Origin of the sequence: Bacteroides sp. Marseille-P8574, assembly GCF_902825465.1 — a bacterium.
Classification (GTDB): domain Bacteria; phylum Bacteroidota; class Bacteroidia; order Bacteroidales; family Bacteroidaceae; genus Bacteroides; species Bacteroides uniformis.
The window spans coordinates 563,619-587,425 of the sequence record NZ_CADEBE010000002.1 but is presented as its reverse complement, the minus strand read 5'-3'; the positions used below and the strand labels follow the sequence as shown (position 1 = coordinate 587,425).

The following is a 23,807-nucleotide window of genomic DNA, read 5'->3' as shown; positions in this document are numbered from 1 at the left end:
TATGAAAAGACTTGAAGGACGTACTGCCCTCATTACGGGTTGTAATCGAGGTATAGGCAAGGCAATAATGCAAGAGCTGGTTGTCGGTGGAGCCAATATTATAGCTTGCACTCGTAAACAGACAGCTGAGCAGGATGCTTTCTATAGGCAATGCCAATCAGAATATGGAATACAGATATATCCTATCTATTTTGACTTGTCTGATGAGGATGCCATACGGATTGCTTTAAAAAAAATATACTCTTTAAAAATTGTCATAGATATACTTGTGAATAATGCCGGTATATTGAATACGGACGGGTTACTCCGATTGAAGATGGAAGATGCCCATAGGGTGATGCAAGTGAATTATTTTGCTCCCCTGCAGATTACACAAGGAATTGTGAAATTGATGTTGCGCTCAAAATCGGCATCTATAATCAATGTGGCATCTATTGCAGCTTTGAAACCGACCGTGGGTAACACTGTATATGGAGCCAGTAAAGCAGCCCTTATAAGCATGACTACTTGTTGGGCAAAAGAACTTGCTTCAGCCAAGATTCGAGTGAATGCTGTAGCACCGGGGTATTTTGATACAGATATGAGTACCTCTGTTGATAGCAAAGTGAGGGGGCAACTGGTTAACGATACATCATTGAAAAGATTGGGCACTGTGGAGGAAGTGGCTAAAGTCGTTTCATTTCTTGCTAGTGATGATTCGTCATATATTGACGGTGAAGTTATAAAAATTACGGGGGGAGTATAGAATATGATTGAAAATAAAATAATTAGCCTGGAAAAAGATTGTTATGATATGAAGCTTAAGGCTCTTGAAATGGCTTTGAGTACGGGCGGTAACGGTTCTCATATAGGTGGAGCTTTCTCTGCCATGGAAATATTTGCAGCGCTCTATTCGGTAGCTTATGTGGATGATACATTTGACGAGAAAAGGGACCGGATAATCATTAGTAAGGCACATTGCGTTTTGGCCTACTATACGGCCTTGTGGAAGAAAGGCCTGCTGTGTGAGAAAGATTTATCCACATTTGATAAGAATGGTACCTCTTTTCATGGACACCCACATCGGAATTTAACTTATGGAATAGAATTTTCGGGAGGTAGTCTTGGCTTGGGGCTATCTTATGCTGTAGGAGTAGCTTTGGCTATGCAGAAAAAGCACCAGAGTAATAAAGTCTATGTGCTATTGGGTGATGGAGAGTGTGACGAGGGAATCGTATGGGAGTCATTGATGTCTATTGCAAATTTTAAACTGAATAATCTTATAATCATTGTAGATAGAAATGGCTATCAACTAGATGGTTCTACCAAAGAAATCATGAACCAATACTCTTTGGAAGAAAAGTTTAAGTCGTTTGGTTTGGAAGTGGAGGTCGTAAATGGGCATTCTATAGAGGAGTTGCTATGCGTTTTGAATAAGCCATCTGACGTATCAAGGGTGATTGTCGCAGATACAGTAAAAGCGAATGGTATTTCATTTCTGATGAATAATAAGATGGCGCATCATTGCGTGTTGTCATTGAAGAAATATAAAAAAGCTGTAGAAGATATAAAAGCAATGTATGATGGGAAATAGTAAGATTAATCCTAAGATTTATTCAGCTTTAGGACAAGGTGGAAGTATGTTTGGTATTACATTGCCCGATGTGGCTCGGAAAAAGGATAATGTGATTGTTCTCTCGGCTGATATGTCAACACCTGCCGGACTTGATAAATTCAAATCCTTGTATCCAGACAAGTTTTTCAACTTAGGAATTGCTGAGCAAAACATGATTGGAGTGGCAGCTGGATTGACGGATGAAGGATATAAAACAATATCAGTAGCCCAGGCTTGTTTTGTTTCAATGCGTTGCTTTGAACAAGTCCGCCAATTCTTGGGGTATATGCATTCGGGACAAGTTCTTGTGGGGATTGGTTCCGGATTTTCGTTGACACTAATGGGAAATACCCACTATGCGTTGGAGGATATTTCATTGATGAAAACAATTCCCGGTATGACAGTAATAGCTCCTTGTGATGCATTGGAGGCAATGAAGGCTCTTGAGGCTGCGGTACAGTTGGAAAGCCCCGTATATATTCGCTTGTATGGGGGAACTGTAACTCCCATTGTCTATCACGAGGATTTTGATTTCAAAGTGGGTAAGTCTGTCACTCTGCGAAAGGGGAAGGATTTGCAGATCATAGCTACCGGAAGTATGGTGTATATTGCTATGCAGGCAGCTGAAATTTTAGCAGGGAAAGGAGTTTCTGCTTCTGTTGTCGATATGCATACTGTCAAACCTCTGGATATTGAAGTTATAGATTTTAATGCGCCTTTTATTGTTTCTCTTGAAGAACACCGTATGGTTGGAGGTATGGGCGACTCCTTGGCAGATTACTTATCACAATATAACTCACATCCTAAATTGCTGAAAATAGGAGCTTCGGATAGTTTTTCCATAGTGGGTGACTATCCTTATATGATGGAACAGAACGGATTATCAACTGATAAAGTCGTAGAACGGATTATGTCATTTATAAATAGATAAATTATGAACGTAAAAGAAAAAGTATTTGAGATTGTAGCTTCTGTCTGTGAAACGGAAGTATCCAATGTTAATGAGAATAGTACAATCGGTGATTTTCCCCAATGGGATTCTATGGGACATTTGACAATCCTTTCTAATGTAGAAGAGGCCTTTGATATCAATTTTGAGCCGGAAGAGATGATGGATCTGGAAGATGTCCATGATATCATAGCAGCTGTGGAGGAAAAGTTGTAATAATTATGGTGATAGAGGAAATCATATATCGGCATTCAATTACTTCTCCCGAAAAGACGGCCGTCATTTCGGGGGAAGTGACTGTCTCTTATCGTGTCTTGTGGAACAATATCAAGCATACGGCTGCCTATTTCATTTCTAAGGGAGTGGGAAAGGGCGACCGGATCATTGTCTCTGCAAGTAAAAATATAGATTTCATTTATGCCTATTTTGGAGCGCATCTGGCAGGGTGTATTTGTGTCCCGATTGATCCGGAGACCAATGTAACCCGTCTGGAAAGGATCATTGATTGTGCAGCACCTTCCATGATTATCGGCGAGCTACGCAATAAAGGGGGACATGAGGTGCTTCCGTTCACAGAGATAGGATTCGATAAGGATTTTGATGTGGTTTTTCCTCAAGAGAGGGATATTGCCGACCTTCTGTTTACTACCGGTACCACCGGTATGCCCAAAGGGGTGGTTTTGTCCTACTCCAACCAATTGTCCGCTGCAAATAATATAAATACTTTCATAGGGAATACTTCCGAGGATATTGAATTGCTGGCTTTGCCTATCAGTCATTCTTTCGGCTTGGGCCGGCTGAGATGTGTACTGGCTAAAGGCGCCACTCTAGTCCTTTTGGGCAGCTTTGCCAGCATGAAGAGATTTTTCGGTGAGATAGAAAGATGCAGGGTCACGGGGTTTGGTATGGTGCCTGCCAGCTGGGCCTATATTGCCAAGATGAGTGCGGATAGGATTGCCCGATATGCCTCCCAATTGAGGTATATAGAGATAGGCAGTGCATTTATGCCGAAAACTGAGAAAGAGAGATTGATGCGTCTGTTGCCTGATACTAAGATATGTATGCACTATGGGTTGACCGAAGCTTCGAGAAGCGCTTTTATCGATTTCCATACCGATATGGAACATTTGGATTCAGTGGGCAAGTCTTCTCCCGGTACGGAGATTGTCGTTTGTGATGAACAAGGAAATTTACTTGCGACAGGGCAGGAGGGCGAGTTGTGCGTAAAGGGCGGACATGTGTGTGCTGGCTATTGGGGAGTATCAGAAGATATCTTCAGGAATGATTTTTATAACGGCTATTTCAAAACCGGAGATTGGGGCTACATTGATTACTCCGGCTATATATATCTAAAAAGCCGTAAAAAGGAGATTATCAATGTCGGTGGGAAAAAAGTCAGTCCGATTGAGGTCGAAGAGGCCTTGAACTCCATTCCGGGTATTGAGGAGTCTGCATGCATCGGTGTGCATGATGATGTGATGGGAGAAGTCGTGAAGGCTTTCATCGTTGGCTGCTTGACGGAAGAGGATGATGAAAGGGTCCGGAAAGAGATGGGGGCTCTGGTGGAGAATTATAAGATACCGGTCTATCTGGAACATATTGATAGTATCCCCCGAACAACATCGGGCAAGATACAACGGTTATTATTGAAATGATTATGAATGAACGAAGCATGGTTGAAGAACTGTTGAACAGACCTCCTTATGACGGGAGTGAAGAATGTGATAATTTGTTTATAGAAGCTCTGCGTGATGAGCTCGTTTTCCACTATGAGCACAATGAGATGTATCGGCATTTTTGTGAGAGGAAGAACTTTAATCCTCATGAGCCGATTCATTCGGTGGATGAACTTCCGCCTGTGGCCGTCAGTGTATTCAAGGAATTGGGATTCAACTTGAATTCAGTTCCCTGGGAAGAGCTGACTTTGGCATTACAGTCCTCTGCCACTTCAGGAATACCGAGTACCGTAGTCATTGATAAGATAACAGCAAAAAGACAAGGTAAAGCAATGGTAAAGGTGGTCAGTGAATTCATTGGCAAAGAGAGGAAACCTTTCCTGATTATGGATATTGATCCCCGTTCTGCCTCCAGAAAATTGCTTGGAGCAAGATTTGCCGCGGTGACCGGGTATCTTAAGTTTGCGAGTAAAGTCGGTTATTTTCTGAAAGCGGATGAGAATGGTCTCTCATATTTTGATGTGGAAGGCATTCAGGCATTTATAAAAGAATTGCCATCCGGACAGCCTGTTGTGGTTTTTGGATTCACTTATATATTGTATCAACATGTATTGAAGTCAATACTGGAATCAGATGTGAGACTGCATTTGCCTGAAGGTTCCAAGATAATCCATATTGGCGGTTGGAAAAAATTGGAAAGTGAGAAAATAAGCAAAGAACTTTTTAATGAGCAATTAGCGCGGTGCTTTGGCATTTGTCCGGAAGATGTCATCGACATTTATGGATTTACAGAGCAGATGGGGTTGAATTATCCGGATTGTGCCTGTGGCTGTAAGCATGCCTCTTCTTATGTGAAAGTCCTGGCCCGCGATACCGTTACAAGAAGTGTCCTTCCGGCGGGAAAGGAAGGGATGCTTGAATTTATAACTCCTATTCCTCATTCTTATCCGGGCAATGTGGTATTGACAGATGATATCGGCATTCTGGAAGATTCACCTTGTCCTTATGGACGTCCGGGACAGAGGTTCCGTATTGTCGGACGGTTGAAGAAAGCGGAGGTCAGAGGATGTGGGGATATTCTTTCCTCCAAGTTGGTGTTTCAACAGAAAGAAGGGACGGAAATAAAGTCGGACTCTCATCTGGACATTCAATATTTCAGGGGAACTTTGAAAGGGAATACGGGAGAGGAGCAGCTGCAGGGTATTATTTCTTGTCTGAATGATAAACTGGACTGGCTCCGGCAGCAACCGGTCGAGGCACTGATTGGCATCATTGGTGAAGTCGCAAAGAAATGGCTGTCCGATGAACGTTTTTCCTTTTTGAAGGACAAAGGCTTGCTGTTCTTGTCGAATTGGTGTGAAGCGTCTCATTTAAGGCAGATAGCCGAAGAGGGTCTGAGGGGGAATATAAGGTATTGCGATACCTTCTTGCATTTTCCAAATTCTTCAAAACATTTCTTGAAGGCAAATTCGCGAGGACTGGCTTGTCATTGGATGGCAGGCAATGTACAAATATTAGGTGTGTTTGCCTTGGTCCAATGTATCATAACTAAAAATGTGAACTTATTAAAGGTCTCTGCCAAGGATGACGGTGTGTTCCGTGCGCTTTTGAATGCGTTTGAAGGAGTTACTTATACAACTGAGGATGGCTATACACTTGAAGGTTCGGCTCTGATGGATACTGTGGCTGTTGTATATTTCTCGAGAGATGCAAAAAAAATGGGAGAGTTGATGTCCGGGTCTGCCCAGGTCAGAATTGCATGGGGAGGGAAAGAGGCGGTTGAGACAGTGGCAAAGTATCCTTCGATGATTGACTGTGAAACAGTTGTTTTCGGCCCCAAATTGTCTTATGCGGTAATTGCTAGGGAGGAACTGTCATCGGAGCATGCTGCGAAGAAATTGGCAAGACGAGTGTCGGTAGATGTATCTGTTTTTGACCAGTCCGGTTGTGCATCACCTCATAATCTTTATATTGAGAAAGGAGGAATAGTTACCCCTGAGCGTTTCTGTGAAATTTTAGCGGAGGCATTTCCCAAAACGGAAGCCCAAATTCCTAAACCATTCATATCTCCGGAACAGATATCTGCTGTTCATTCGTCCAGGGGAGTATATGATTTTAAAGGTAGAGTTTGGGGAAGTGATACGATGTCATGGACAGTACTTTATTCAGAGGATAATGAGCTTTGTAAGCCAGTGTATTCACGTGTGCTTATGATACATCCGGTGGATCACATAAATGATGCATTAGTACATGTTCAGGATTATATCCAGACGATTGGTATTGCTGCTCCTGAAGATAAGGCCATTGATTTTGCAAATAAGGCTACAATGGCAGGTGTTGCCCGATGCCCTTTGATAGGCAGGATGTTGAACTTTGAAATGCCGTGGGATGGACTGTTTCTGATTGATAGATTGGTCAGATGGAATACCTTGAGCGGTCCTCTTTGTTGACGGGTAAAGTGGAAATGATTGAGATTGTTCGGATTGTCAATTCTGTATTTGAATCAAATACTTATTTGGCAATAAGCAGGAATTATGGCCTATGTTTTTTGATTGATTGTGGAGATCCTATCCCTATAATTGAGAACATAAGCAATCGGGGATTACCTTTGAAAGGTATTTTCATTACTCATTCCCATTTTGATCATATATATGGCTTGGACTCCATCATTGATGAATATCCGGAAACTCCCATCTATATCTCTGCTTTTGGAAAGGAAGGATTGTACTCCGATAAATTGAATTTATCGCGCTATAGTTTGTGTCCTTATGTATTTCAACATTATAGTGTCATGAAAGAACTGAAAGAAGGGGATACTGTATATTTATATGGAAGTGCTGGAGTAGAAGTTTATGAGACTCCCGGTCATGATAGAAGTTGTTTGACTTACAAATTTGGCAATTGTTTGTTTACAGGTGATGCGTTTATACCAGGGGTAAAAGTGTCCGCTTCATTTCCTAACAGCAATAAAATGTCCGCAGAACTATCCCGACAACGTATTCTTTCTTTATCGAAGGGGTGTCGTTTATGTCCCGGTCATGGTGAGAATTATGAGAACTTTCAGCCGGAAGTATATTTATAGGCTGTTTTATTGGTTATTTATCCCCTATTATGTGAGGCGGAAGAGTTCTTCTTCTGTCGAATGAACTTGATTTATTTTACAAAGAAATGGATAAAAGAATTTATCTTTGCCTCGCCCACATGAGCGGCAAGGAGATGGGCTTCATACAAGAAGCCTTTGATACCAACTGGGTGGTTCCGCTTGGCCCGAATGTGAATGCCTTCGAGCAGGATTTGGAACGCTTTGTTGGGCTGAATAAAAAGGTAGTGGCTTTAAGTGCCGGTACTGCTGCTGTGCATCTGGCCCTGCTCGCTTGCGGAGTTGGTCAGGGTGACGAAGTGATAGTACAAAGCTTTACCTTTTGTGCCTCTTCCCATCCGGTGACCTACCTCGGTGCCACTCCGGTATTCGTGGATTCTGAGGCTGATACATGGAATATGGACCCGGTACTTCTGGAGCAGGCTATCAGGGACCGTATCGACAAGATCGGGCGGAAACCTAAAGCAATTGTTCCGGTAGCTTTGTATGGAATGCCCTACAGGATAGACCAAATCATGTTAGTGGCAGATAAATATGGTATTCCGGTCATAGAGGATGCCGCCGAAGGCTTTGGAAGCAAGTTTGACAGGCAAGTCCTCGGAACTTTTGGCAAATATGGTGTGCTTTCTTTCAATGGCAACAAGATGATAACCACCAGCGGTGGCGGTGCTTTGATTTGCCCTGATGAAGAGTCCAAGCGTGAGATAATGTTCTATGCTACCCAGGCCCGTGAGTCCTATCCCTACTACCAGCATGAGCGTATAGGCTATAATTATAGGATGAGTAACATTTGTGCGGGAATCGGCCGCGGTCAGATGACGGTGGTGGATGAGCACATAGCGCACCATAAGCATCTGTGCGGTCTGTATCGTAAGTTGTTGGCCGATGTGGAGGGAATCACGCTTCATGAGAATCCTTCCGGACGTTATGACAGCAATTATTGGCTGAACACGGTACTGCTTGACGGGAATCTGCATGTGAGAGGTGAGGAGGATGCCTACCGTGAGACAGTGAAAGGTGCCGTTGGTGGTGCCGCGGGTGTTACGCATGAGTCAATGAGTGCCCATACCTCTTGTGAGCCCAACCGTAATGTGGAAGCCATGCGTATTTGCTTGGATAAAGCCGGTATCGAGAGCCGTCCCTTATGGAAGCCTATGCATCTCCAGCCGGTTTATGCAGCTAATCCTGCCTATGTGAATGGTGTCAGTGAGGGTTTGTTCAGGCGTGGTCTTTGCTTGCCGAGTGGTCCTTATGTGACGGATGAGGATGTGAGATACATAGTGAATGAAATGAAGGAGAGTATACTATGAAATCTACATAGTATCAATTTTTTATGAACTAATTTCAGAAAACAGCTTCAGTGGGGCTGTTTTCTTTGTTTATAGGCATATTTGAGATGGGTACCGAGAATCTTCTCTGACTTCGGGGGATATTCATAATGTGATCTTCTTTGATAGAGAGCCATAGTTGTGTGTTGCCACTCTTATTTGAATAACCGTTCTTTGGCGGTGAATAATAACCAATAAACGTTTATCAATTATGGCAGTAGTAGCTTATTTAAGAGTAAGTACAGAAAAACAGTTTTTAGAGAATCAGCGCGAGGAAATTATACGCTTTGCGGAGAAGAACGGGTTGAGCATCGACAGATGGTACATGGAGACGGTCAGCGGAAAAGTGAGTAGCAAAGAGCGTAAACTGGCGGGCTTGTTGGACCGGATGAAACCGGGAGACTCCTTGATTATAACGGAGATTTCGCGGCTTAGCCGGACACTGCTGGAGATAATGACCATTCTTAACTCCTGCATCAAAAGGGGAGTGGTGCTGTACAGTACCAAAGAGGGGTATGTGTTCCAGAATGACATCAATAGCAAAGTGCTAGGATTTGCTTTTGGACTGATGGCCGAGATAGAGCGTAATCTGATTTCCATGCGCACCAAAGAAGCCTTGGAACGACGGAGGAAAGAAGGAAAACATCTGGGCAGGAAGAAAGGGGACACACCCAAAATGAAGATACTCTATGCGAACAAGAGGAAGCTTGTAAGGGAGCACCAAAGAGGAGAGTCGTGTGCTGAGCTTGCCCGGCAGATGGGAGTGTCACGGACTACGATGTTCCGTTTTCTGAGACACTATTGAGCAATTCAGCTAAACGAAGGTGTCAAAGGTGGGATTCCTTTTGACACGCTTCGTGTGGGCTACTTATTCGGCTGATACTTCTTTCTTTTCCTTCCACTCTTTCCCGCGCTTGTGCAGGTTTTTCAGCTCGAATGACAGCATGATACGGAAGAAACCTATAATCAGGAATGCAAACGAAATCATGTACACGGCGTAAAGGGCGCCTACTGCCGGTTGCCACAAGATGATGAGCGAGCAGATGACGGCAAGAATACCGAAAGCAACGTACCATCCCCAGTCTCTTGTCCCATATCTTTTGAGGTCCATGGCATAGCCTACGGATGAGAAGCCGCGGAACATCAGCCAGAAGGCGATGATGAACGGAATGACTTCCATGCTGAGTATCGGATAGGCTATCAGGTAGAATCCCAGAATCATGTCGATGATGCCTCCAGCCAGATACCATCCCCAACTGGATACCCTTCTACGGTTACTTACTGCAAAGGATATTTCCAGCAGACCGCTGAACAACATGGAGACGCTGAACAGAATGCTCAATACCGCATACCCGCTGAGAGGGGAGAACATCAGGCTTATAGCCACTATTACATAAAGAATACCAAGAATGAGTGAAATCCACCAATTCTTTACTTCCTGCTGAAGTTCGTCAAAAATAGTTTTCATGTGAATTTAATTTTTTAAGTGATTATCATTAATTCGTCTGTAGAATAACAGTTTATCCGGAAAAAAGTTTCGGGTGAACTTTTTCTGTATGTAATTTGTTATGTATACATATAATTTGATAAAACTATGGCTACAACAAAATTTAAAGGACAACCGGTAAAGGTTATCGGTGAATTTATAAAGGTGGGCTCTGTTGCCCCCGATTTCGAATTGGTAAAAACAGATTTGTCTTCATTCTCTTTGAAGGAACTGAACGGGAAGAATGTTATTTTGAATATTTTCCCCAGCCTTGACACTGGTGTGTGCGCTACTTCTGTACGTAAGTTCAACAAACTGGCTGCCGGCCTGCCCGATACCGTGGTGTTGGCAATCTCCAAGGACTTGCCTTTTGCACATGCACGTTTCTGTACAACGGAGGGTATTGAGAATGTGATTCCTTTGTCTGATTTCCGTTTTTCCGATTTTGATGAAAACTACGGGGTACGCATGGCAGACGGACCGCTTGCCGGTTTGCTGGCACGTTCGGTAGTGGTTATCGGTAAGGATGGAAAGATTGCCTATACGGAATTGGTACCTGAAATTACGCAAGAACCAGACTATGATAAAGCTATTGCAGCCGTAAAGTAGAAAGTTTGGGTTTGGGCTAAGCAATAAAAAGCGGTGGACAGAATTTATCATGCTGTCCACCGCTTTTTTATTATCATGCCGTTTTCTTTTTTATTTCTTCTTCATTCCTTTATAGATGAAGAATGCCACGATGAGTACACCGATGCCGATAAATACATAACCTATCTCATGGCTGTATTCCGTTACTTTGGCAAGCAGCTGTTCCTCGTTCTCGATGCCGGGTACTGTGGACAAGTAATATCCGATGAAAGCCAAGATGGAATTCCAAAGGCTCGCACCCAAGGTAGTGTACAGCAAGAAAGTTCCCAGTTTCATGCGTGCCAGACCGGCAGGGATGGATATCAACTGGCGAACAGCAGGTATCAGGCGGCCGACAAAGGTTGATACGGCTCCATGCTTGTCAAAATATTCTTCCGCATGCTGCACTTTGGCTTCGTCGATGAGGCACATGTGCCCGAAACGGCTGTTGGCAAACTTGTAAATGATGGGGCGTCCCAGCCATTTTGCCAGATAGTAGTTTATCAAGGCTCCGATATTTGCCCCTATGGTTGCAAACAATACCACCAGATATATATTCATGTTGTCATTGTTGGCGGCTTTCCAAGCGGCAGGAGGGACTACAACTTCCGAAGGGAAGGGAATAAACGAACTTTCAATGGCCATCAATAAAGTGATGGTCCAGTAATTGAGGTGGTCGAGACACCATTGGATAAAGGCTACTGATTCCATTTGCTAGATTAGTGGTATATAATTACTGTTATTGTAATGCATTGAAAATATTCTTCATTACTAGGGCCAGCTCTTCCTGATTATCTTCTTGTAGTATCTGTTGCAATTTGTCCAGCTCTTCCAGCCTGAACGGATGTTCGCACAGCTGGTTGTACTTCATGAAGTTCTCTTTGTCTTTGAGCAGCATATACAGAGAGGTCAGCCTTTCGTTGATACCTTCAAAGTCCGGTTCCATCTCTTTGACATGTTCAAAGGCCAGCTTGGCATAGCTTAGTTGTCCTATCTCCATGCTACACATGCCTATTTCGTGCCAGGTATCCGCATAGGGGGCATACTCTAAGGCTTTGGCCCATTTTTTCACACCTTTCTCATACTCACCTTCTTCCATGTAGATGCGTCCCTCAATCAGGTACGGGTCTATCTCTTCGGGTGACAGGTCGTATGCTTTTTTACAATATTGGTGGGCTTTGCGCTTCTTTCCCATCTTGTGCAGGCATAGGGCCGCATTGGCATAAAGGGAGGGCAAGGCGAAGTCATGGCTGTCTTCGGCTGTTATGGCTTTTTCCAGATAGTCGTATCCTTCTTTCCACTCTCCTTTGGAGGCTTTGTTCAGGCCGATGAAGGTGTTGATGAAACCGTGGGAGACAAGATGGAATTTTTCGGCCTGCAGGTAGTTCTCCATGGCACTTTCCTCATTTCCCAATTGGAAGAAGGAATGTCCTTTCATCAGGTAGGCATCGGCAAACTCGTCATCGGCCACCGTGGCATAGTCGCATGCTTCGATTGCTTTGTCGAACATCTGCTGGTCAAAGTAGCAACGGGCCAGTCCAAACCAGTAAGGAGCTGAATACGGATTCTTGTCAATCAGCTTATTGAAGAAGAAGGTGGCTTTTTCAAACAGTCCCTGGGCGTAGTAACAATCGCCAGTGACGGCAAGGTAGGCTTCTTCTTCGGCATATTTTTCGAGTCCGCGCGTCAGCCATGTCAATGCTTTTTCCGGGAATCCCATGTCTATGTACATATAGGATACATCGACGATGTTGGCTAGGTCGTCCTTATCGTCTATACTATCGAGTATCGCTTCCGCTTCTTCTTCTTTGCCTTCGCCCAACAGTAGGTTGGCTTTCAGCACTTTCACTTCGGAAGATTCTTCGGCAATCCGTTCCAATATATCCTTGGCTTGCTCTTTATGCTGGGTGTCGAGGAACAAGTATGCCTGTTCCACCAGCAGGGCTGTATTATTCGGATGTATTCCCAAGCCATACTCTACGACCTCGGTAGCCATGGCATATTTATGATGCACGGCATACCAGTCTGCGAGGTCGGCTAAGTCGTCTGCGTCCAGATAGATGGTTCTGTTCTCTGCTTTGGCAGCTTCATATTGTTCTGCCATTTCTTGCAGTTCTTTGTCTCTTCCGGACAGCAGGTTTTTTTTACTCATATTCTTATTTATTGATTTTACCCCAAACGTCTTTCAGACCTACAGTACGGTTGAATACCATTTTTTCTGGCGTAGAATCTTTGTCAACATTAAAATAACCGATACGTTGGAACTGCAGGTAGGAGAGGGGCTGCATGCCGGCAGCGTACTTCTCGATGTAGCAGCAGGGCAGCACATTCAGGGAGTCGGGGTTGATCATTTCTTTCATGGCTGTCAGTGCGTCGCAGTTCTTCGCTTCGCGGATGGCGGCAAGCTCGTCGCGCGGGTTTTCCACTTTCCACAGACGGTCGTAGAGGCGCACTTCTGCTTCGAGGCAGTGGGCACAACTTACCCAATGGATGGTGCCTTTCACCTTACGGTTGGCTCCGGGTAGACCGCTCTTGGTATCGGGGTCGTATTCGCAATATACTTCGGTGATTTCACCGGCGTCGTTCTTCTTGCAGCCGGTGCACTTCACGATGTACGCGTTCTTCAGACGTACCTCTTGTCCCGGTGTCATGCGGAAATATTTCTTCGGAGCATCTTCCATGAAGTCGTCGCGCTCCATCCAAAGTTCGCGGCTGAATTCGATGACGTGGTTGCTTTCTTCGGGATGTTCGGGGTTGTTGACGGCTTCCATCTCTTCCACTTGTCCTTCGGGATAGTTGGTGATGATGAGCTTCACGGGGTTCAATACGGCGGATACGCGGGTGGCGCGGTCGTTCAGGTCCTCGCGCACGGCGCTTTCCAGCAGGGCGAATTCATTAAGGGCGTCGTATGTGGTATAGCCAATCTTGTCGATGAACTTATGGATGGACTCCGGAGAGTAACCGCGACGGCGAAAACCGCAGATGGTCGGCATACGGGGGTCGTCCCAACCGTTTACCAAGCCTTCCTTGACCAGCATCAGCAGGTTGCGCTTGCTCATCAGCGTATAGCTGAGGTTCAGTTTGTTGAACTCATACTGATGGGGGCGGTTATCGTCGAGGTCTTTGCCTTCCTTCACCCAGTCCACGAAGAGGTCGTAGAGCGGACGGTGGGGCACAAACTCCAGTGTGCAGAGCGAGTGTGTCACGCCTTCGAAGAAGTCGCTTTGTCCGTGGGCGAAGTCGTACATCGGATAAGCCTTCCAAGTGGTACCCGTGCGATGGTGCGGATGCTTCACTACACGGTAGATGATGGGGTCGCGGAAGTGCATGTTGGGGCTTGCCATGTCTATCTTGGCACGGAGCACCATGGCACCTTCCTCAATCTCGCCGCTGTTCATCTTCTGGAATAAATCCAGTGTCTCTTCAATGGGACGGTTGCGGTAAGGGCTTTCCACACCGGGCTGGGTGGGGGTGCCTTTCTGGGCGGCAATCTGCTCGGAAGTCTGTTCGTCGATGTATGCCTTGCCCTCTTTGATGAGGCGGATAGCGAAGTCCCACAATTGCTGGAAATAGTCGGAAGCGTAATATTCGTTACCCCATTTGTAGCCCAGCCATTGGATGTCTTCCTTAATGGCCTCTACGTATTCCACATCTTCTTTGGTGGGATTGGTGTCATCGAAACGCAGGTTGCAGACACCGCCGTGTGCGGCGGCAATACCGAAATCAAGGCAGATGGCCTTGGCGTGTCCGATGTGGAGGTAACCGTTCGGTTCGGGCGGGAAGCGTGTCTGTACTTTTCCCCCGTTTTTACCCTCTTTCAAATCGTTTTCTACTATTTGCTCAATGAAGTTCAAGCTCTTTTTTTCGCTTGTTTCTTCGCTCTTTATTTCTGCCATAATGTTACTATTTTCGTATCGTGGGGACAAAGATAGGGTAAAAAAATGAAGAATGAAGAATGAAGAATGAAGATTTATTCTTTATGTACCGGGATATATCCGCTCTCTTTGATGATTTTCTGTCCTGCGGCAGACAAGATGAAATCGAGCAGAGGGGCTACGACCGAGGCGTTTTTCCGGTTATAATAATAGTATAGCGGGCGCACTATCGGATAAGTCTTATTGGTGGCATTCTCCAGTGTGGGAGCGGCATAATGCTGCCCGTCGTATGAAACGGCGAGTGTCTTGATACGCGGCGATACATAGGCTAGGCCCACATATCCGATGGCACCGCGTGTCTGGCTGACGGATTGGATAATGGCTCCAGTGGCAGGCATGGAGAGACTGCTGCTCATGTAGTTCTTGTTTTTCAGTACGCTTTCCTTGAAAAACTCGTAGGTACCGGAGGAAGTTTCGCGGGAGTAGACTACGATTTTGCGGTCGTCTCCACCCACTTGTTGCCAGTTGGTGATTTTGCCCCGGAAGATGTCTTCCAGTTGCTGCCGGGTCAGTTGTTTCACCGGGTTGGAGGGGTGAACCACTACGGCAAGGGCGTCGTAGGCGATGGGAACTTCTGCCAAGTCTTCTCCGGCAGCTTTGACTTTCATCTTTTCGCTGAACTTGATGGCGCGTGAAGCCATGGCGATGTCCGTGGTTTGGTCCAGCAGGGCTGAAATACCGACACCTGTTCCACCACCGGTCACGGTGACGCGGGCAGACGGGTTTAGGGTCATAAAGCGTTCGGCGGTCTGCTGCGCTATGGGGAGCACGGTGTCGCTGCCTTTGATGCGTTGCGCCTGCATGCCGGTGGTGGCAGCTGCCAGGGCGAGGAGTAGGAGTAATTTTCTTGTCTTCATAAAACACATGGTGCAAATTGGGTAAACACATGATGCAAATTAAGGTAATGGATATTACAAATGTGTTACATGGAATGTGCTTTGGGCCGTTGTAACAGTTTTGTAACACCTTTGAAATATTTCTTTCAAACGTTAGTCACACTGCCTTAACATCCGGCCCGTTCCTTTGCATACAGAAATCAATAGGCAACATGAAAAAGATTTTTGAGAAGATTGTAGAAGGTATACTGGCTTGTAGCGGCTTTGTGACGAGCCTTACCATCGTACTTATCGTCGTGTTCCTCTTTTCCGAAGCGCTAGGCTTGTTCAGCAGCAAGGTGATAGAAGAAGGGTATGTATTGGCTTTGAATAAGGAGAATCGGGTGGGCGAACTGACTCCGGCACAGATAAAGGATGTCTTTGATGAAGAGCTGACAAACTGGAACGAAGTGGGAGGGGAGGACCTTCCTATCCGCCTTTTCCGTTTGGAGGACATCACACAGTATTATACGGAAGAGCAGTTGGGCGCTTCCTATGAAAATGCAGGTGCTTGCATTACGGAGCTGGTGGAGCGTACGCCCGCTATTATAGCCTTTGTACCGCAGCAGTTCATCGTTCGTCCGGACTCAGTGCATTTGCTGAAAGACAACACCATTTCGGTGAAGGACGTCTTTGCCGGTGCCGAATGGTTTCCCACGGCAACACCTGCTGCACAGTTCGGCTTTTTGCCGCTCATTACGGGGACGTTGTGGGTCAGTCTGTTTGCCATCCTTTTTGCACTGCCGTTTGGTCTGTCGGTGGCAATCTATATGTCGGAGGTAGCCAATTCCCGGGTAAGGAATCTGCTGAAACCTATCATTGAGTTGCTGAGTGGCATACCGTCGGTGGTTTACGGCTTTTTCGGTTTGATTGTCATTGTGCCTTTTTTGCAGCAGGTCTTCGACTTGCCGGTCGGCGAGAGTGGGCTGGCGGGCAGTATTGTGCTTGCCATTATGGCACTGCCCACCATCATTACGGTGACGGAAGATGCGATGAGAAACTGCCCTCGTGCCATGCGCGAAGCCAGTCTGGCACTGGGAGCGTCGCAATGGCAGACTATATATAAGGTGGTGATTCCTTACTCCATTTCGGGCATCACCTCCGGAGTGGTGTTGGGCATCGGCCGTGCGGTGGGCGAGACGATGGCTGTGCTGATGGTGACGGGCAATGCTGCCGTCATTCCCCATACCATTCTGGAGCCGTTGCGTACTATTCCGGCTACGATTGCCGCGGAGCTGGGCGAGGCACCTGCCGGCGGACCTCACTACGAAGCATTGTTCCTACTGGGTGTCGTGCTGTTCTTCATCAGTTTATTGATAAATTTCACGGTGGAAGCAGTTTCGCCAAGACGAAAATAAAAGAAGGTAGATATGGTCAATAGAAAGCATCTTTCGCAAAACGTGGCATTCGGCTTGTTCCGTCTGTTGAGTCTGAGTGTGGTGGGAATTCTTTTTGCTATCCTCGGTTTCATTATATATAAAGGTATAGGAGTCATCGATTGGGAGTTCCTCACTACGGCTCCTGCCAACGGTATGACTGCCGGCGGAATCCTTCCTGCCATTGTAGGTACGTTCTGCTTGATGGTGGGCAGTGCCTTGTTTGCTTTTCCGGTGGGAGTGATGAGTGGCATTTATATGAATGAGTATGTGCCGAAAGGCTGGGTGGTACGTTTCATACGGATGATGACGAACAATTTGAGCGGCATCCCTTCCATCGTGTTCGGTCTGTTTGGCATGGCTCTGTTCGTCAACTATATGGATTTTGGAGACAGCATCCTGGCAGGTTCGTTGACACTGGGCCTGCTGAGTCTGCCTTTGGTTATCCGCACCACGGAAGAAGCGCTGAAAGCCATTCCCGACAGCATGCGTGAGGGAAGCCGCGCGTTGGGAGCTACCAGGCTTCAGACCATCTGGCATGTCATCCTGCCGATGGGGATGCCCAATATCATCACCGGACTGATTCTGGCGTTGGGGCGTGTTTCGGGCGAGACGGCACCCATCCTTTTCACTTGTGCCGCCTACTTCTTGCCACAGCTGCCTGCAAGTATCTTCGACCAGTGCATGGCGCTTCCTTATCACCTCTACGTCATCTCTACCAGCGGCACCGATATGGAAGCGCAGCTTCCTATTGCCTACGGCACGGCACTGGTGCTGATACTCATTATCCTCCTGGTGAACCTGCTGGCGAACGCCCTGCGGAAATACTTTGAGAAGAAGATTAAGACGAATTGAAAACATATACAATAGGTATGAAGAACAAGATAGAAACCCGTGACGTGAACTTCTGGTATGGCGATTTCCATGCCCTGAAAGGCATCAGCATGGACATTGAGGAGAAGTCTGTGATAGCCTTCATCGGTCCCTCGGGCTGTGGAAAGTCTACCTTCCTGCGCCTGCTAAACCGCATGAATGATTTGATTCCCGACACCCGTCTGACCGGCGAGATACGCATTGACGGACAAGACATCTATGGAAAAGGAGTGCAAGTGGATGAACTCCGCAAGAACGTGGGCATGGTGTTCCAGCGCCCCAATCCTTTCCCAAAAAGCATCTTCGAGAACGTTGCCTACGGACTCCGTGTAAATGGCATCACCGATAACGCTTTCATCCGTCAGCGGGTGGAAGAAACCCTGAAAGGCGCCGCCCTTTGGGACGAGGTGAAGGACAAGCTGAAAGTCTCCGCCTACGCCCTCTCCGGCGGTCAGCAGCAACGTCTCTGCATAGCCCGTGCCATGGCGGTGTCTCCTTCGGTCCTGCTGATGGACGAGCCGGCATCCGCCCTCGACCCCATCTCCACTGCCAAGGTGGAAGAGCTTATCCACGAGTTGAAGAAGCAGTACACCATCGTCATCGTTACCCACAACATGCAGCAGGCAGCGCGTGTCAGTGATAATACGGCTTTCTTCTATATGGGGCGGATGGTGGAGTTTGGAGATACCCGGAAGATATTTACGAATCCCGACAAGGTGGAAACGCAGAACTACATCACGGGACGCTTCGGGTAGCGGATTGTTCCATACAAGCAAAAATAAGTTGTACAAAAGTAATCTTAAAATAGAAACATTATGGTGAAGTTTATCGAATCTGAACTCGTCTTGCTGAAAAAGGAAATAGACGAAATGTGGACCCTGGTATATAATCAGCTCGACCGTGCAGGTGATGCCGTGCTTACGCTGGACCGGGAGCTGGCTCAGCAGGTATTGGTGCGCGAACGTCGCGTCAATGCTTTCGAACTGAAAATAGACAGCGACGTGGAGGACATCATTGCCCTTTACAACCCCGTTGCCATCGACCTGCGCTTTGTGCTTGCCATGCTCAAAATCAATACGAACCTGGAGCGTCTGGGCGACTTTGCAGAAGGCATCGCCCGCTTTGCCCTCAACTGCCATGAACCGGCATTGGATACTGAGCTGGTCAAGCAACTCCGCCTTGAAGAGATGATAGCCCAGGTGCTCTCCATGCTCGAGCTTGCCAAGCAGGCACTTCAGGAGGAGAGCCAGGAATTGGCTACCGCTGTGTTTGCCAAGGACAATATGCTGGACGAAATCAATGCGGAGGCCACTGCCATTCTTGCCGACTACATCAGCCGGCATCCGGAGAGTGCACTCTCTTGTCTGAATCTGGTGAGCGTGTTCCGCAAATTGGAGCGTTCCGGCGACCACATCACGAATATTGCCGAAGAAATAGTGTTCTTTATCGACGCAAAAGTGTTAAAACATAGCGGGCAGACAGATGAACACTACTTAAATGATAAGAAATAAACAAAATTTTAGGATAATTTCAGTGTTTCATGGAAAATAGCCTTATATTTGTCCATTGAAAACGATTGCAGGTGTAGAAAAGTGCTTTGAAATGATAATAAACTTAAATGTTTTTTTCAAAAAGATGTTATAAGACATGTTTTTTAATTTGGTTAGTATCACGAAAAGCGCCTATATTTGCATCGTTATCCTGAAAACAATCTTTTTACCTTAAAAAAAAACTAATACCTATTGAAAACTGAAAAAGGAGGCTTTGTGAAAAGCTTCCTTTTTTTGTACCTATACGAAGGGCTTTTTGTATCTTTGCGCATATTAATAATAAATCATGTATAATCTAAAAGTATATAGAACCATGTTTTCCGGAATAGTAGAAGAATGTGCCACATTGGTGGCGATGGTCAAAGACCAGGAGAATGTACATTTTACTTTCAAGTGTTCATTCGTCAGTGAATTAAAAATAGACCAGAGTGTGTCTCACAACGGTGTTTGCTTGACGGTAGTCAGCTTGACAGATGATACCTATACCGTGACGGCCATGAAGGAAACGCTGGACCGTTCCAATCTTGGCTTGTTGCAGGTGGGAGATGAAGTGAATGTGGAGCGTAGTATGATGATGAACGGCCGGCTGGATGGCCATATCGTTCAAGGACATGTGGACCAGACTGCCACTTGCATCGATATAAAGGATGCGGAAGGAAGCTATTACTTTACTTTCCGGTATGCTTTTGACAAGGAGATGGCAAAGCGCGGCTACATTACGGTAGACAAAGGCTCGGTAACGGTTAACGGTGTCAGCCTGACCGTGTGTAATCCCACCGACGATACTTTCCAGGTAGCCATCATTCCTTACACCTTCGAGCATACCAATTTCCATGCTTTCAAAGTGAGCAGTGTGGTGAATTTGGAGTTCGATATCATTGGTAAGTACATCAGTCGCATGATACAATATAAATAAGGTAACGGCGCTATGAACGATTTCCTGGAATTAGTGGCATCCCGTCAGAGTGACCGTGCCTATGATATGACTCGTGCCGTGGAGCCTGAGAAGCTGGAGCGGATATTGGCAGCGGCTTGTCTGGCTCCGTCCGCCTGCAATGCACAACCGTGGAAGTTCGTGGTAGTTACGGAACCGGAGCTGTCTGCCAAGGTGGGCAAGGCTGCTGCAGGATTGGGGATGAACAAGTTTGCCAAGGATGCTCCCGTTCATATTCTGGTGGTGGAGGAGTCCATGAATGCCACTTCCTTTCTGGGGGCAAAAATCAAGGGTAAGTATTTCCCATTGATTGATATTGGTATCGCTGCCGCACATATCACGTTGGCGGCAGAAAATGAAGGGCTGGGTTCCTGCATTTTGGGCTGGTTTGATGAGAAGGAGATAAAGAAACTTGTCGGTATCCCGGCCGGTAAACGCCTTTTGCTAGATATTACGATTGGCTATCCGGTGAAGGAAAAACGGAAGAAATCGCGGAAGCCAAAAGAGAAGACAGTATCTTATAATAAGTATTAGCAGAAGAACACAGAGGTGCAGGGATTAAACCAATAGACGAAAAAAATCTCTGTGCCTCCGTGTTTAAACCAAACTACAAATCCTTTAGCAGCACCTTGCTTGCATTCTTGTAGTATTCCTCCCGTGCCTTCAGCAATGCTCCCCATTGGCTGTTAAATTCATTTTCCTTATCAATTTTGAAGTCTTCTGAGCCGTGTGTGTCCAGCTTGTCCAGCAGGAGGGCCACATTCATCTTGTTGATGTCCATGGAAGGCTGGTAAGCGATGTCTTCACTTTTTTCATCGGTCACCACTTCATGCAGGAGGTTGATTTCTTGCAATTCATAAAGGGTTTCGTGTGTCAGCCGGATGGGAATCTGGCACTCTTCGGATATCTCCTCGGCTGTATAGGGTTGGGCGTCTTGTTCAAAACGCTTGGCTATGAGGGACATTATCAGGATGGAGATAAAGTCGCGGTAGCGACGGCTGATGTTGCGCGCATCCTTGTCGAAGCTGAAGTTCCGGATATTCTGTCCGGCGTAGGTCAATTCGGCACCGAACAGGCAGATAGTCCAAGATACCTGCAACCATAGCAGAAACATCGGGAGGGCGGCGAAACTACCATAGATGGCATTGTAACGGGAAACCCACAACTGGCTGCTGATGTAGAGGAACTGGAATGCCTGATGTGCCGTACCTGCCAGAATACCGGATATGAGTGCGTGTTTTAGTTTGACTTTTGTATTCGGCATAAAGACGTACAGTACTGTAAACATGAACCAGGTCAGTACGAAGGGGATGAGGCGTACCATAAACTTGCCGACGGGTGCCAGTAGGGTAAAGTCTTCGAGGTTCTTCACCATCGTACTCATGAAGATGGAAAGACCACCGGACACTACCAGCAGAATGGGCATCAACAGAAGCATGGAGAAGTAATCCGTTATTTTGCGGTACATGCTGCGCGCCTTTTTTACCTGCCAGATGCGGTTGAAGGTGACTTCCATATTATTGATTAGGTTCAGGACTGTCCACAGCAACATAATCAACCCGATGCCGATGAATATTCCACTTTTGGTTTGTGAGAGATATGAGTTTACGAACTGTAGAATAACCTCTGTGGTTTCTGTAGGACCTCCGAACCCGTTGATAACCTGACTTTCCATCAGATTGTCGAATCCGAAACCGCGTGCGATGGCAAACAATATAGCGAGAATCGGTACAATGGCAAGCAAGGTGCTGTAAGTCAGTGCCGAGGCTTTGTTTACTATCCGGTCTTTGGTGAAGCGGTTGACACAAAGGTAGATGGTCTTGATGATATTGTATACGGAAAAAGTGGTTCGCGTAACTTCATCTTCTGTAATACGCCAGATGTCGTAAGTAAGAAACTTCCAGAAGGCTGCAATACGTCTATTCATAAAATGTCAATTAGCGTAAGTTCAAAGAGTTATCTTTAACGGATTCTCAATGATCTCTGTTTATATGAAGTGCAAAATTAGACAAAATCTCTGGAATAACCTCGAAAAACGGGAGAAATGACGCTAAATGACTTAATATCAGAGTAGTTACGGTGTCAAATGATGACAAACCGAAAAATCGGAAAACGCAAAGAAGAGCGGATTTAAGAAGAAGAATGGTTTGCAAATCATTACCCGTGAAAGAGTAAGATTTAACATATGGGAGATGCTATTGCACCGTTTGTCACCGATTTGCGTATCAAGGTCTAACTCGTTGATATTTAACTTTGCAAACAAAAAAAACGAGTATGGCAAGAAGTACATTCAAAGTGCTGTTCTACGTGAACGGCAGCAAGGAGAAAGACGGTATTGTCCCCATCATGGGACGAGTGACAATCAACGGTACTGTGGCGCAGTTCAGTTGCAAGCAGACCATCCCGAAAACCCTTTGGGATGCGAAAGGCAACCGAGCCAAAGGCAAGAGTGCCGAAGCGCGGAACATCAATCTGGCATTGGACAACATCAAGGCGCAAATCATCAAGCACTATCAGCGCATATCCGACCGAGAGGCATACGTAACGGCTGAAATGGTGCGCAATGCCTACCAAGGGGTAGGAAGCGAGTATGAGACACTGATAAAGGCTTTTGACAAGGATTGCGCCAACTTCCTGAAACGTGTCGGCAAAGACCGCAGCATCGGCACATACAAGATAATGGTGAGGGCAAGGAACTATGTCGCAGCCTTTATCAAGTCATTCTACAGACGGACGGACATGTCCATGCTGGAACTTACGCCCGACTTCATCAAGGAGTTTGCGGCTTATCTTACGGCTGAACGGGGACTGAAAAACGCCACCATCTGGCTGAACTGCATGTGGCTGAAAGGCGTGGTCATGCGTGCGCACTCTAACGGACTGATACCGAGAAATCCGTTTGCGCAGTTCCATATCAGCCCGAATGTTAAGGAACGGGAATATCTGACAGAGGACGAAATCAAAAGAATCATGGCGCACGAGTTTGACAACCCCACCCTCGCATTGGTGCGGGATCTGTTTATTTTCGCCTGTTTCACCGCCTTGTCTTTCGTGGATATGAAAGAACTCACAACGGATGAAATAGTGGAGGTGAACGGTGAGAAATGGATATTGTCGAAACGGCACAAGACAAATGTCCCGTTCCAAGTGAAGCTGCTGGATATTCCCTTGCAGATAATCGAACGGTACAAGTATCTGTCGGAAGACAAGCTGGTTTTCGGGAAAATCAACTATTGGACGATGTGCAAACAGCTGAAAAAGGTAATGGCGGAATGCGGAATAGAGAAGCAAATCTCCTACCATTGCGCTCGTCATACATTTGGAACACTGGCTCTTAGCAAGGGGATGCCCATTGAAAGCGTGAGCCGTGTTCTGGGACACACGAACATTGTCACGACTCAAATCTATGCGAAGATAACCACGCAGAAACTTGACAATGACCTGACGATGTTCGGCAACAAGCTGAACGCATCGTTCGGAAGTGTAACCCCATAACCAAGCATA

At 46.2% G+C, this 23,807-nt stretch carries 23 protein-coding genes; 17 read left to right on the top strand and 6 right to left on the bottom strand.

Features of this window, described 5'->3' with window-relative positions; genetic code table 11:
• Nucleotide 1 precedes the first annotated feature (1 nt).
• From HUX74_RS14770 to HUX74_RS14730, 9 genes are all read left to right on the top strand, one after another.
• Nucleotides 2-745, top strand: a complete 744-nt coding sequence (locus HUX74_RS14770; protein WP_174646935.1) for an SDR family NAD(P)-dependent oxidoreductase — start codon at nucleotides 2-4, stop codon at nucleotides 743-745.
• 3 nt (nucleotides 746-748) lie between these two features.
• Nucleotides 749-1,573 carry a 1-deoxy-D-xylulose-5-phosphate synthase N-terminal domain-containing protein gene (locus HUX74_RS14765; RefSeq protein ID WP_174646934.1) on the top strand — a complete coding sequence of 275 codons (825 nt, stop codon included), beginning with the start codon at nucleotides 749-751 and terminating at the stop codon, nucleotides 1,571-1,573.
• A complete protein-coding gene (locus HUX74_RS14760; protein WP_254592873.1) occupies nucleotides 1,560-2,525 on the top strand; it encodes a transketolase family protein in 966 nt (321 codons plus the stop codon). The genes HUX74_RS14765 and HUX74_RS14760 overlap by 14 nt, the downstream gene beginning before the upstream one ends.
• A gap of 3 nt (nucleotides 2,526-2,528) precedes the next feature.
• On the top strand, nucleotides 2,529-2,759 hold the full coding sequence (locus HUX74_RS14755; RefSeq protein WP_005832318.1) for an acyl carrier protein: 231 nt from the start codon (nucleotides 2,529-2,531) through the stop codon (nucleotides 2,757-2,759).
• A gap of 5 nt (nucleotides 2,760-2,764) precedes the next feature.
• The gene (locus HUX74_RS14750) at nucleotides 2,765-4,198 is read left to right on the top strand and encodes a class I adenylate-forming enzyme family protein (protein ID WP_174646933.1); all 1,434 of its coding nucleotides are present in this window, start codon (nucleotides 2,765-2,767) and stop codon (nucleotides 4,196-4,198) included.
• 2 nt (nucleotides 4,199-4,200) lie between these two features.
• A complete protein-coding gene (locus HUX74_RS14745) occupies nucleotides 4,201-6,669 on the top strand; it encodes an acyl-CoA reductase (RefSeq protein ID WP_254592872.1) in 2,469 nt (822 codons plus the stop codon).
• Nucleotides 6,639-7,301 (top strand): MBL fold metallo-hydrolase, encoded by a 663-nt coding sequence (locus tag HUX74_RS14740; RefSeq protein WP_174646931.1) that lies wholly within the window; start codon nucleotides 6,639-6,641, stop codon nucleotides 7,299-7,301. Before HUX74_RS14745 ends, HUX74_RS14740 begins: the two co-directional genes overlap by 31 nt.
• An 86-nt stretch (nucleotides 7,302-7,387) precedes the next feature.
• On the top strand, nucleotides 7,388-8,629 hold the full coding sequence (locus HUX74_RS14735) for a DegT/DnrJ/EryC1/StrS aminotransferase family protein (RefSeq protein ID WP_174646930.1): 1,242 nt from the start codon (nucleotides 7,388-7,390) through the stop codon (nucleotides 8,627-8,629).
• A gap of 229 nt (nucleotides 8,630-8,858) precedes the next feature.
• Entirely contained in the window at nucleotides 8,859-9,452 is a 594-nt protein-coding gene (locus HUX74_RS14730; protein WP_057089503.1) for a master DNA invertase Mpi family serine-type recombinase, read from the top strand.
• A gap of 63 nt (nucleotides 9,453-9,515) precedes the next feature.
• Here the strand turns inward: HUX74_RS14730 and HUX74_RS14725 are convergent, their stop codons facing one another.
• Nucleotides 9,516-10,115 carry an HdeD family acid-resistance protein gene (locus HUX74_RS14725; protein WP_174646929.1) on the bottom strand — a complete coding sequence of 200 codons (600 nt, stop codon included), beginning with the start codon at nucleotides 10,113-10,115 and terminating at the stop codon, nucleotides 9,516-9,518.
• A gap of 126 nt (nucleotides 10,116-10,241) precedes the next feature.
• Here HUX74_RS14725 and tpx point away from each other — a divergent pair, with 126 nt between their 5' ends.
• Nucleotides 10,242-10,742, top strand: a complete 501-nt coding sequence (gene tpx, locus HUX74_RS14720; RefSeq protein WP_005831317.1) for a thiol peroxidase — start codon at nucleotides 10,242-10,244, stop codon at nucleotides 10,740-10,742.
• 90 nt (nucleotides 10,743-10,832) lie between these two features.
• Here the strand turns inward: tpx and HUX74_RS14715 are convergent, their stop codons facing one another.
• The 4 genes from HUX74_RS14715 to HUX74_RS14700 form a co-directional block, all read right to left on the bottom strand.
• A complete protein-coding gene (locus HUX74_RS14715; RefSeq protein WP_174646928.1) occupies nucleotides 10,833-11,471 on the bottom strand; it encodes a DedA family protein in 639 nt (212 codons plus the stop codon).
• Between the two features lie 28 nt (nucleotides 11,472-11,499).
• Complete coding sequence (locus HUX74_RS14710) at nucleotides 11,500-12,912, bottom strand: tetratricopeptide repeat protein (protein WP_117965856.1); 1,413 nt, start codon at nucleotides 12,910-12,912, stop codon at nucleotides 11,500-11,502.
• A 4-nt stretch (nucleotides 12,913-12,916) separates the two neighbouring features.
• The gene (locus tag HUX74_RS14705) at nucleotides 12,917-14,656 is read right to left on the bottom strand and encodes a glutamine--tRNA ligase/YqeY domain fusion protein (RefSeq protein ID WP_174646927.1); all 1,740 of its coding nucleotides are present in this window, start codon (nucleotides 14,654-14,656) and stop codon (nucleotides 12,917-12,919) included.
• A 74-nt stretch (nucleotides 14,657-14,730) separates the two neighbouring features.
• Nucleotides 14,731-15,552 (bottom strand): PstS family phosphate ABC transporter substrate-binding protein, encoded by an 822-nt coding sequence (locus tag HUX74_RS14700; RefSeq protein ID WP_138346037.1) that lies wholly within the window; start codon nucleotides 15,550-15,552, stop codon nucleotides 14,731-14,733.
• Nucleotides 15,553-15,743: 191 nt separating this feature from the next.
• Here HUX74_RS14700 and pstC point away from each other — a divergent pair, with 191 nt between their 5' ends.
• The 6 genes from pstC (at nucleotide 15,744) to HUX74_RS14670 (ending at nucleotide 20,837) form a co-directional block, all read left to right on the top strand.
• Nucleotides 15,744-16,928 carry a phosphate ABC transporter permease subunit PstC gene (pstC, locus tag HUX74_RS14695; RefSeq protein WP_174646926.1) on the top strand — a complete coding sequence of 395 codons (1,185 nt, stop codon included), beginning with the start codon at nucleotides 15,744-15,746 and terminating at the stop codon, nucleotides 16,926-16,928.
• 12 nt (nucleotides 16,929-16,940) lie between these two features.
• Complete coding sequence (gene pstA / locus HUX74_RS14690) at nucleotides 16,941-17,801, top strand: phosphate ABC transporter permease PstA (RefSeq protein ID WP_117965847.1); 861 nt, start codon at nucleotides 16,941-16,943, stop codon at nucleotides 17,799-17,801.
• A 17-nt stretch (nucleotides 17,802-17,818) separates the two neighbouring features.
• Entirely contained in the window at nucleotides 17,819-18,574 is a 756-nt protein-coding gene (gene pstB, locus HUX74_RS14685; RefSeq protein WP_055288615.1) for a phosphate ABC transporter ATP-binding protein PstB, read from the top strand.
• A gap of 60 nt (nucleotides 18,575-18,634) precedes the next feature.
• Entirely contained in the window at nucleotides 18,635-19,330 is a 696-nt protein-coding gene (gene phoU, locus HUX74_RS14680; protein WP_005831301.1) for a phosphate signaling complex protein PhoU, read from the top strand.
• Between the two features lie 352 nt (nucleotides 19,331-19,682).
• On the top strand, nucleotides 19,683-20,285 hold the full coding sequence (locus tag HUX74_RS14675; RefSeq protein WP_138346035.1) for a riboflavin synthase: 603 nt from the start codon (nucleotides 19,683-19,685) through the stop codon (nucleotides 20,283-20,285).
• Nucleotides 20,286-20,297: 12 nt separating this feature from the next.
• A complete protein-coding gene (locus HUX74_RS14670) occupies nucleotides 20,298-20,837 on the top strand; it encodes a nitroreductase family protein (RefSeq protein WP_174646925.1) in 540 nt (179 codons plus the stop codon).
• A 73-nt stretch (nucleotides 20,838-20,910) separates the two neighbouring features.
• Here HUX74_RS14670 and HUX74_RS14665 read toward each other — a convergent pair whose 3' ends face one another.
• Complete coding sequence (locus HUX74_RS14665; protein WP_117965840.1) at nucleotides 20,911-22,230, bottom strand: YihY/virulence factor BrkB family protein; 1,320 nt, start codon at nucleotides 22,228-22,230, stop codon at nucleotides 20,911-20,913.
• Nucleotides 22,231-22,577: 347 nt separating this feature from the next.
• Between HUX74_RS14665 and HUX74_RS14660 the strand changes: the two genes are divergently transcribed.
• On the top strand, nucleotides 22,578-23,798 hold the full coding sequence (locus tag HUX74_RS14660) for a site-specific integrase (protein WP_174646924.1): 1,221 nt from the start codon (nucleotides 22,578-22,580) through the stop codon (nucleotides 23,796-23,798).
• Nucleotides 23,799-23,807 lie beyond the last annotated feature (9 nt).

Coding starts and splice junctions, on each gene's coding strand:
- HUX74_RS14770 (WP_174646935.1), top strand. CDS start 2: ATGAAAAGACTTGAAGGACGTACTGCCCTCATTACGGGTTGTAATCGA.
- HUX74_RS14765 (WP_174646934.1), top strand. CDS start 749: ATGATTGAAAATAAAATAATTAGCCTGGAAAAAGATTGTTATGATATG.
- HUX74_RS14760 (WP_254592873.1), top strand. CDS start 1,560: ATGATGGGAAATAGTAAGATTAATCCTAAGATTTATTCAGCTTTAGGA.
- HUX74_RS14755 (WP_005832318.1), top strand. CDS start 2,529: ATGAACGTAAAAGAAAAAGTATTTGAGATTGTAGCTTCTGTCTGTGAA.
- HUX74_RS14750 (WP_174646933.1), top strand. CDS start 2,765: ATGGTGATAGAGGAAATCATATATCGGCATTCAATTACTTCTCCCGAA.
- HUX74_RS14745 (WP_254592872.1), top strand. CDS start 4,201: ATGAATGAACGAAGCATGGTTGAAGAACTGTTGAACAGACCTCCTTAT.
- HUX74_RS14740 (WP_174646931.1), top strand. CDS start 6,639: ATGGAATACCTTGAGCGGTCCTCTTTGTTGACGGGTAAAGTGGAAATG.
- HUX74_RS14735 (WP_174646930.1), top strand. CDS start 7,388: ATGGATAAAAGAATTTATCTTTGCCTCGCCCACATGAGCGGCAAGGAG.
- HUX74_RS14730 (WP_057089503.1), top strand. CDS start 8,859: ATGGCAGTAGTAGCTTATTTAAGAGTAAGTACAGAAAAACAGTTTTTA.
- HUX74_RS14725 (WP_174646929.1), bottom strand. CDS start 10,115: ATGAAAACTATTTTTGACGAACTTCAGCAGGAAGTAAAGAATTGGTGG.
- tpx (WP_005831317.1), top strand. CDS start 10,242: ATGGCTACAACAAAATTTAAAGGACAACCGGTAAAGGTTATCGGTGAA.
- HUX74_RS14715 (WP_174646928.1), bottom strand. CDS start 11,471: ATGGAATCAGTAGCCTTTATCCAATGGTGTCTCGACCACCTCAATTAC.
- HUX74_RS14710 (WP_117965856.1), bottom strand. CDS start 12,912: ATGAGTAAAAAAAACCTGCTGTCCGGAAGAGACAAAGAACTGCAAGAA.
- HUX74_RS14705 (WP_174646927.1), bottom strand. CDS start 14,656: ATGGCAGAAATAAAGAGCGAAGAAACAAGCGAAAAAAAGAGCTTGAAC.
- HUX74_RS14700 (WP_138346037.1), bottom strand. CDS start 15,552: ATGAAGACAAGAAAATTACTCCTACTCCTCGCCCTGGCAGCTGCCACC.
- pstC (WP_174646926.1), top strand. CDS start 15,744: ATGAAAAAGATTTTTGAGAAGATTGTAGAAGGTATACTGGCTTGTAGC.
- pstA (WP_117965847.1), top strand. CDS start 16,941: ATGGTCAATAGAAAGCATCTTTCGCAAAACGTGGCATTCGGCTTGTTC.
- pstB (WP_055288615.1), top strand. CDS start 17,819: ATGAAGAACAAGATAGAAACCCGTGACGTGAACTTCTGGTATGGCGAT.
- phoU (WP_005831301.1), top strand. CDS start 18,635: ATGGTGAAGTTTATCGAATCTGAACTCGTCTTGCTGAAAAAGGAAATA.
- HUX74_RS14675 (WP_138346035.1), top strand. CDS start 19,683: ATGTTTTCCGGAATAGTAGAAGAATGTGCCACATTGGTGGCGATGGTC.
- HUX74_RS14670 (WP_174646925.1), top strand. CDS start 20,298: ATGAACGATTTCCTGGAATTAGTGGCATCCCGTCAGAGTGACCGTGCC.
- HUX74_RS14665 (WP_117965840.1), bottom strand. CDS start 22,230: ATGAATAGACGTATTGCAGCCTTCTGGAAGTTTCTTACTTACGACATC.
- HUX74_RS14660 (WP_174646924.1), top strand. CDS start 22,578: ATGGCAAGAAGTACATTCAAAGTGCTGTTCTACGTGAACGGCAGCAAG.